The following is a 7,810-nucleotide window of genomic DNA, read 5'->3' as shown; positions in this document are numbered from 1 at the left end:
GATGATCGTCGCGACGTTGACGGTGCCGAGGCCGACCTTGATCTGCGTGTTCGGGGCGGGCGTCGCGTCGACCGCGCCCGCGCTGCCCAGGTTCGCGCCGACCAGGTTCGTCGCGCCCTGCACACCCTTCTGGGTCGCGGTGCAGGTGGCTTCGACGACCTTGATGCCGACGTCGCCGAGGGCGCCCTTCAGCAGCGGCAAGCCGACATCGGCGGTGCTGGCCTTGGCCGTCACGGCACCGGAGTTGTCGTCGCGCTTGGCCTCGGTGTTGATCGCGCCCGCGGTCAGCACACCGGTGAGGTTGGCCTTCGCGAGGCTGTTGGTGGTCGGCCCGGAGGTCTTCGCCTCGGCGAGCGGCCCGGCCTTCACCGCGTCGAGGCCGAGGAGCTTCACATCGACCTTGACGCCATACGCGGAGCCGTCACCGGGGGCCGCCGAGGCGGGCACCGCACCGGCGAGAGCCACGCTCGCCACCACAGCGGCGAGTACTCCGCCTCGTCGCAAGAGGTGCGTGTTCTTCAACTGGTCCTCCGAATTGATTCGTGGGGGTTTCTCTAGTCTGCGGTCGGCACGAGGGCACAACCGTTGCGGACGAATCCTCAGCTGGCCTGACTCGGCTCGCGGATCGTCTATCGCCGAGTGTTTCTTAAATTGAACGAAAAACTGCGAGGATCACCGGATCGGGTGGTCCTCGGAGAAATTGCCGCAGGTCGCCGAAGCTGTCACTCTTTCGGCCTAGTCAGTTTCTCCACGATCGTGCCGAAAGGGCCCATGATCACGTTGGAAATGCGAACCCCGGTCGAAAGGGCCGGTTCTCGCTGACTTACTCTCGTCGGCGAGTTCCTGTCCGCTGCGCCGGATCCCCGTCGTCTGCTGCGTCTTTCCTGAGAGGGTCACCGTGGCCGTTGCGAGCGCTCCTTTGCCGAGTTCCAGCCGGTTTCCGCTGCGTATGGCGGTGCTGGCGGTGCTCGCCGTCGCGGTCGGCCTGGTGCTGGCCGAACGTCTGTACCGGGTTTTCGAAGTCCAGCTCTCCGGTCTGATACTGAGGGTCATCACCACATCGGGTGTCTTCGTCGCCGGTGAACGCGAGACTGTCTACTTTGGGTTGTCGGGCGATACTCCACTCGGGTTAAGAATGACTCCGGAATGCTCGTCGGCATTCATGTTGCTGCCACTGCTGCTGGTGACCGCCGTCATGTTGTATTTCCGTCCGAAAAATGCGAAGCGGCTCTTCGCCTCGTTGCTCATTTCCGCGATCGTCGTCATTCTTGTCAATCAGATGAGGGTTTTGGCCATCGTCGGCCTCGTGAACGTGATGGGTATCGACGAGGGTTATTACTGGGGTCACACCCTGCTCGGCTCGATGGTCAGCGTCCTCGGCGGCGCGGTCGCCCTCGTCCTGTTCGTCTGGCTGAGCACCCGCAAGCCCCGCGCCGACCGCGGGACCGCCTGATGGGCGGCGGCTCGATCAAGATCCTTCTCGCGATCACGCAGGCCTTCGCGCTCACCATGAGCGTGGCGTTCATCGTGTACGTCGTCGTGATCGTCGTGCCGTACCTGCGGCGCAAACCCGCACCCGTCGGCGACGCCGGCGACTTCACCTGGCACTTCTTCGTGCCGTGCCGGGACGAACAGACCGTCATCCGGGAAACCGTGCGGTACCTGCGTTCGACGTTCCGGCAGGCGCACGTGTGGGTCGTCGACGACGACTCCGAGGACCGCACGGCCCGCGTGGTCCGGTCGATCTGGCGGCGCAACGGTGGCTACGACCCGTACCTTCACCTTGTTCCGCGCCGCCGTCCGGAAGCGAGGACGGGCAAGGGCGACGCGCTCAACGCGGCCTATCAGGCGCTCAACGACTGGATGGGCCCGGACGCGAGCCGTGACGACGTGGTCGTCGTGGTCGTCGACGCGGACGGACGGCCGGCGGAGAACTGCCTCGAGGTGTGCGCCGCGGACCATCTCTTCGGCGACGAGACGATCGGCGCCGTGCAACTCGACGTCTGGATGGGCAACGCGGGCACCCGGCCGCCGGGAAAGAACTGGTTCTCCCGCGCTTTCGGGTTGAAGCTGGCCCAGATGCAGGATCTCGAGTTCCGCACGGCCATCGCGGCCATCCAGACCTCGCGCGGGTTCACCGGCACGATCTCCATGGGCGGCAACGGCCAGTTCACGCGACTGTCCGCATTGGACTCGATCGCCGGGCCGGACGAGCAGCCGTGGCGCGGTTCGCTGCTGGAGGACTTCGAACTCGGCGTGCACCTGCTGACCGCGGGCTGGCGGACCGGCTACACGCCGGATTCCCATGTGAAACAGGAAGGCCTGTACAGCCTGCGGCGATTCCTGGTGCAGCGCACGCGCTGGGGTCAGGGCACGATGCAGTGTTCGCGGTATCTCCGGCGGATCTGGGATTCGCCGCACGTGAGCACGCTGGGCGCGGCGGAGATGATGTACTACCTCGCGCAGCCGTGGATGCAGCTGCTCGGCTCGCTGCTGTACCCGATCCCGTTCATCCTGCTGCTCTTCAGCACCGCCGGGGATCCGGCGCAGGTGTGGACCTGGTTCGCCGACGACGGCGCGTGGATCCTGTTCGCGATCTACGGCTCGTTCGGGCTGCTGCCGTTCATCGTGTGGGGTCCGATCTACCAGTTCAAATGCCTGAAGAGCCGCAATGTCCTACGTGGACTCGGGATGGGCTTCGCCTACGCGCTGTACATCTACACGTTCTACATCACGTCGTGGCGGGCGCTGTTCCGGCTGGTGCGCGGGCGTAACGGCTGGTCGAAGACGCGGCGGAACACCGAACACGCCCCCGGGGTCAAGGTCGCGCTGGACTCCTGACCCCGGAGGACGGTCTCAGAGCGCGGGCAGGATCCGGACGTCGTCCGCCTTCACGAAGGCGATGCGGTGTCCGAACTGGATCTGCACGTACTTCGTCTTGCCCTTGACGACCACGTGGTTCGCCGGGTCGAACGTCGTCGCCGAGTAGTACTCGGAACCGAGGACGTTGCCGAGCGAGTACCGCTGCCCGGCCGAGAACGTGTACGGCAGCGGGATCACCTGCTGCACCGGCACGTTCGCCGGGTAAGCCTCCGCCTCGGGATACGCGCGACCGAACACCGGCACGGTCGCCAGCCCGCGCTTCGGCGTGACGACCAGACCGAACGCCGGGCTCGTCGTGCGCTGGTCGCGGAACCAGCCCTTCTGGCCGAGGTACCAGATCGCCGTCCAGCCGTCACGCCGCTCGGCGACCACGTAGCGCTGGCCGGTCTCCGCCCGGCTGCCGATGTCGGAAACGGCCATCGTGCTCGCCGAACCGTCCGGGCGCAGGCCGATGTCCTTGAGCAGCGGTGCCGTGTCGTTCGGCTCGCTGCGCAGCACGATCGAACCGGAACCCCTTGCCGGACAAGGCTTCCCGGCGGTCTCACAGCCGGTGAAGGCGGGCTGGTTCGTGGCGAAGTCGGGCGTGATGGTCACCAGCGGCGAGCCGGGGCGGCCGAACCCGGACAGCGGCGCGCCCATCAGCTCGAAGTAGTGCGCCCAGTCCCAGTACGGGCCCGGATCCCAGTGCATGCCCTTGATGGTCGAGGGGATGGTGCCGGGGACGTTGTCGTGGCCGAGGATGTGCGCGCGGTCGAGCGGGATGTCGTACTTCCGCGCGAGGTAGCCGACGAGCTTCGCGGAGGTGCGGTACATCGCCTCCGTGTACCAAGTGCCCTTCGCGGCGAAGCCCTCGTGCTCGATGCCGACGGACTTCGCGTTGACGTACCAGTTGCCCGCGTGCCAGGCGACGTCCTTCGTCGGCACGTGCTGCGCGATCTGGCCGTCGGAGGAGCGGATCGTGTAGTGCCAGCTCACGTACGTCGGGTCGGTGACAAGGTCCATCGCCGTGTCCCAGTAGCCCTCGGTGTCGTGGATGATGATGTATTCGACCTTCTGGCTCTTCGGCCGGTCCGCCTTGTCGTGGTTGCCGTAGTCGTTGTCCGGCAGCTCCTGGTACGGCGCCGGCACCGAAAGACACGAGACCTTCTTCGGGCACTCCGTCTTCGGGGTTTCCGCCTGGGTGCGCGCCGGGCTCACCGGCGACGCGGCGAGGGTGACGTTCTGACCGTCGTCGGTCCTGCGGCTGACGCCCTTGGAGATCGTGTCGAACACTTCGTCGGCGAAGGACTGCGCCCCCTCCGCGTCCTTCGCGCCGCTGTAGCGCGCGACAGCGGCCCTCCAATCGCCGGTTTCGCGCTGGTACTTCGCCAGGAGGGCGGCGCCACCGCGGATGTTCTGCGTGGTGTTCGTGCGCAGCGTCGCGACGTCCTGGCCGATCAGCGTGGCCGCCTCGTCGATGGTCTGCAGGCCGGGCGGAGGAGGCTTCGGCGCCGGCGTCACCGGGAGTTTCGCCTTGCGGGCGTCGTCCCCGCGCGGATCCTCCTCGCCTTCGTCGTGATGCGTGCCCGTGCCCGCTTCACGCAGGTCGGTCAGGTGCATCGGGCCGTAGCCGGCGGACGTGCTCGGGGTGCCGGCGTTGAAATCCCAGCGCGACTCCAGGAAGGAGACGCCGAGCAGGACGTTCTCGGGGACACCGAACTCCTGCGCGGCGGCCGCGAAGTCCCGTTGACGCTGTTGATCCGCCGGAGCGGCTTCCGCGGGGACGGCGGCGAGGAGTCCGGCGGTGAGGCTGAGGATCGCGAGCCCGGCGGTCCGTCTGGACCGGTGCCGGGGCGGCTCGAGGGTTACGGGACGGAAGGGACGCGGCATGGGCGTATACCCCCAGTGACTAGGTCTGCTGAACAGGACCGACCCCAATGGTCGGAACCTAACCAGAAACCGGCTTGGTCCGTAAGGCCCCTCCGGATCGCGTTTAGGGGGCTAAACGCAGGTCGGTGGCAAGGTGGGAGGCATGGAGCTGCTTCGGGAGAAGGACCACGTCTTCCTCGACTTCGACGGCCCGGTGTGCGACGTGTTCGCCCGGCTTCCGGCGAGCGACGTGGCGGACAGGCTGAAACGCCTTGTCGAGCCCGAGGTGATCACCTCGGCCGATCCGTTCGACGTGCTCCGGTTCGCGGCCTCGTGCGGTCCGAACGCCGCGAACGTCGTCGAGCGGCAGCTCAGCCGTTTCGAGGGGGAGGCGGTCGCGCAGGTCCCGCCGTCGCCCGGTGTCGCGGACGTGCTGCGTGACTGGCGTGCGCAGGGGTTCACGGTGACGATCGTCAGCAACAACTCCGTCGACGCGGTCAGGGCGTTCCTGGGGTTGCACGACCTCGCCGAGCTCGTGCGCGGGATCAGCGCGCGGACGACGAGCGACCCGGCGCGGCTGAAGCCCGATCCCGCGCTCCTCGACGCCGCGGTGAAGGCGCTCGGCACGTCGCCGGGACGGTGCGTCATGGTCGGCGACTCGGCCGCGGACATCCTGGCCGCTCGCGCCGCCGGTGTCGCTTCGATCGCACTGGCGAAGACGCCCGCCAAGCGCAAAGCCCTCGCGGCCCTCGACCCCGATGCCCTGGTGACCGACCTCGCCGACCTGCGTTTAGCGGGCTAAACGCGATCCGCGACGAGGCCCAGGAAGAACACCAGGCCGACATGGTTGTTGGCCAGGAACGCCCGGAAGTAGCCCGCACGCTCCCGGCGCGCGGTCAGCCTGCCCTGGTGGACGAACAGCGCGCCCGCGACCACGACGGCGACGTGGAACTCCCAGCCGAGCGAGCCCACCAGGCCGACCAGGACCATGAGCACGAGCATCGCGCTCTGCAGCACGCCGATCGCCAGGCGGTCGTGGCGGCCGAACAGGATCGCCGTGGACTTGACGCCGATCCTCAGATCGTCGTCCCGGTCGACGGCGGCGTACTGCGTGTCGTACGCGACCACCCACAGGAGATCGGCGAGGAACAGCAGCCAGCACACCGGCGGGAGCGACGCGCCCGACGCGGCGAACGCCATCGGGATCCCCCAGCCGAACGCGGCGCCCAGCACCACCTGCGGCAGATGCGTGTAGCGCTTCGCGAAGGGATACCCGCAAGCCAGCGGCAGCCCCACCACCGAGAGCAGGACGGCCGAGATGTCGAGCGTCGTGACGACCAGGAAGGAAAGCAGCACCAAGACGCCGAACAGACATAGCGCCTCCTTGCCCGTCGCCGCGCCGCTGGGCAGCGGACGGTCCGTGGTGCGTTTCACGTGCCCGTCGAACCCTCGATCCGCGTAGTCGTTCATCACACAACCCGCCGCGCGCATCAGCCACACCCCGGCGACGAAGACGGCGACGATCCACGGCGACGGCGGACCCGCGATCCAGAGCGCCCACAACGTCGGCCACAGGAGCAGCAGGGCGCCGATCGGCTTGTCCGCCCGCATCAGGCGCAGGTACACCGGCAGTTTCGTCCGAGCGGCGAGCAGTGACACCGGCCGACGCTAGGGCCAGGGCGGCCCGCGCGGCGCGAACTCGGCCCTCGGAGGCAAGGCGCGGTGACCGGACGGGCACGCCGTCGGTCGTCTGTGCGCGAAAACGGCCGGTCAGGCGCTCGGGGGCGAGGTGAGCGGACCCTCCTTGCGAAGCTGGCACTCACATGGCTAGAGTGCTAATTGCACGGCCCGAACACGCCCCGGCACCCGCGACGGCGGGGGTGGTAGGAGCCGTAACTAATCCTGCCAACGCTTTCGACGACCGTGGAGGTCAACCCGGTGAGCGTGAACATCAAGCCGCTCGAGGACAAGATCGTTGTCCAGACGAGTGAGGCCGAGGAGACGACCGCTTCCGGCCTCGTCATCCCCGACACCGCCAAGGAGAAGCCCCAGGAGGGCAAGGTTCTGGCCGTGGGCCCGGGCCGCATCGACGACAAGGGCAACCGCGTCCCGCTCGACGTTTCCGTCGGCGACGTCGTCATCTACTCCAAGTACGGCGGCACCGAAGTGAAGTACAACGGTGAGGACTACTTGATCCTTTCCGCTCGCGACGTGCTGGCCGTCATCAACTGACGTCCGCTCTCAGCGCATGACGCCCCGGGCCCCGCATTGCCGGGGAACGGGGCGTTCGTGTTTTCCGAGCTTTAGAACTGGAAGGTAAGCGGAACAGGCCATGCCCAAGCAGATCAGTTTCGACGAGGACGCTCGTCGCGCGCTCGAGCGCGGGGTGAACAAGCTCGCCGACGCGGTCAAGGTCACCCTCGGCCCGCGCGGTCGCCACGTCGTGCTCGACAAGAAGTTCGGTGGCCCGACCATCACCCTCGACGGCGTCACCGTCGCTCGTGAGATCGAGCTCGACGACCCGTTCGAGAACCTCGGCGCCCAGCTCGCCAAGAGCGTCGCCACCAAGACCAACGACGTCGCCGGTGACGGCACCACGACCGCGACCGTGCTCGCGCAGTCGCTGGTGAAGGTCGGCCTGCGCAACGTCGCCGCCGGTGCCAACCCGACCTCGGTCGGCCGTGGCATCGAGGCCGCCGCGGAGAAGGTCATCGCGGTGCTCAAGGAGAAGGCGACCCCGGTCAAGGGTCGCGACAACATCGCCCAGGTCGGCACCGTCACCTCGCGTGACGCGGCCATCGGCGCCCTGCTCGGCGAGGCCGTCGAGCGGGTCGGCGAAGACGGCGTCATCACGATCGAGGAGTCGTCCACGCTGGCGACCGAGCTCGTGATCACCGAGGGTGTCCAGTTCGACAAGGGCTTCCTGTCGGCGCACTTCGCGACCAACCCGGAGGAGCAGAAGGCGATCCTCGAGGACGCCTACATCCTGCTCGTCCGCGAGAAGATCTCGGCGCTGGCCGACCTGCTCCCGGTGCTGGAGAAGGTCGTCGAGGCCAAGAAGCCGCTGCTGATCATCGCC

The 7,810-nt window shown here is 67.7% G+C and carries 8 protein-coding genes; 5 read left to right on the top strand and 3 right to left on the bottom strand.

Features of this window, described 5'->3' with window-relative positions; all coding sequences use genetic code 11:
* Positions 1-522, bottom strand: a 522-nt coding sequence (locus AVR91_RS26285; RefSeq protein WP_076857435.1) for a choice-of-anchor P family protein, incomplete at its 3' end; no start/stop codon positions are given.
* 427 nt (positions 523-949) lie between these two features.
* Between AVR91_RS26285 and xrtP the strand changes: the two genes are divergently transcribed.
* Entirely contained in the window at positions 950-1,453 is a 504-nt protein-coding gene (gene xrtP, locus AVR91_RS26280; protein ID WP_063275146.1) for an exosortase P, read from the top strand.
* The gene (locus AVR91_RS26275) at positions 1,453-2,841 is read left to right on the top strand and encodes a glycosyltransferase (protein WP_016331145.1); all 1,389 of its coding nucleotides are present in this window, start codon (positions 1,453-1,455) and stop codon (positions 2,839-2,841) included. The genes xrtP and AVR91_RS26275 overlap by 1 nt, the downstream gene beginning before the upstream one ends.
* Positions 2,842-2,856: 15 nt before the next feature.
* Here AVR91_RS26275 and AVR91_RS26270 read toward each other — a convergent pair whose 3' ends face one another.
* Positions 2,857-4,752 carry an N-acetylmuramoyl-L-alanine amidase gene (locus tag AVR91_RS26270; RefSeq protein ID WP_063275147.1) on the bottom strand — a complete coding sequence of 632 codons (1,896 nt, stop codon included), beginning with the start codon at positions 4,750-4,752 and terminating at the stop codon, positions 2,857-2,859.
* 142 nt (positions 4,753-4,894) lie between these two features.
* On the opposite strand from AVR91_RS26270, the gene AVR91_RS26265 reads away from it, so the two are divergent.
* Complete coding sequence (locus AVR91_RS26265) at positions 4,895-5,533, top strand: HAD family hydrolase (RefSeq protein ID WP_063275148.1); 639 nt, start codon at positions 4,895-4,897, stop codon at positions 5,531-5,533.
* Here AVR91_RS26265 and ubiA read toward each other — a convergent pair.
* A complete protein-coding gene (ubiA, locus tag AVR91_RS26260) occupies positions 5,530-6,390 on the bottom strand; it encodes a 4-hydroxybenzoate octaprenyltransferase (RefSeq protein WP_076857434.1) in 861 nt (286 codons plus the stop codon). The two genes, AVR91_RS26265 and ubiA, sit on opposite strands and share 4 nt — an antisense overlap.
* Positions 6,391-6,669: 279 nt before the next feature.
* On the opposite strand from ubiA, the gene groES reads away from it, so the two are divergent.
* A complete protein-coding gene (gene groES / locus AVR91_RS26255; protein WP_007031106.1) occupies positions 6,670-6,963 on the top strand; it encodes a co-chaperone GroES in 294 nt (97 codons plus the stop codon).
* 100 nt (positions 6,964-7,063) lie between these two features.
* Positions 7,064-7,810: chaperonin GroEL (gene groEL / locus AVR91_RS43910; RefSeq protein WP_228709349.1), on the top strand; the 747-nt coding region annotated here is incomplete at its 3' end.

This window comes from Amycolatopsis keratiniphila subsp. keratiniphila, assembly GCF_001620365.2.
Taxonomy (GTDB): domain Bacteria; phylum Actinomycetota; class Actinomycetes; order Mycobacteriales; family Pseudonocardiaceae; genus Amycolatopsis; species Amycolatopsis keratiniphila.
The sequence above is the reverse complement of the archived record's forward strand: the minus strand, read 5'-3'. Positions and strand labels throughout refer to the sequence as shown.

Excerpts from the sequence above, each read along its gene's own strand:
- AVR91_RS26275 (WP_016331145.1), top strand. The coding sequence starts at position 1,453 with ATGGGCGGCGGCTCGATCAAGATCCTTCTCGCGATCACGCAGGCCTTC.
- xrtP (WP_063275146.1), top strand. The coding sequence starts at position 950 with ATGGCGGTGCTGGCGGTGCTCGCCGTCGCGGTCGGCCTGGTGCTGGCC.
- AVR91_RS26270 (WP_063275147.1), bottom strand. The coding sequence starts at position 4,752 with ATGCCGCGTCCCTTCCGTCCCGTAACCCTCGAGCCGCCCCGGCACCGG.
- AVR91_RS26265 (WP_063275148.1), top strand. The coding sequence starts at position 4,895 with ATGGAGCTGCTTCGGGAGAAGGACCACGTCTTCCTCGACTTCGACGGC.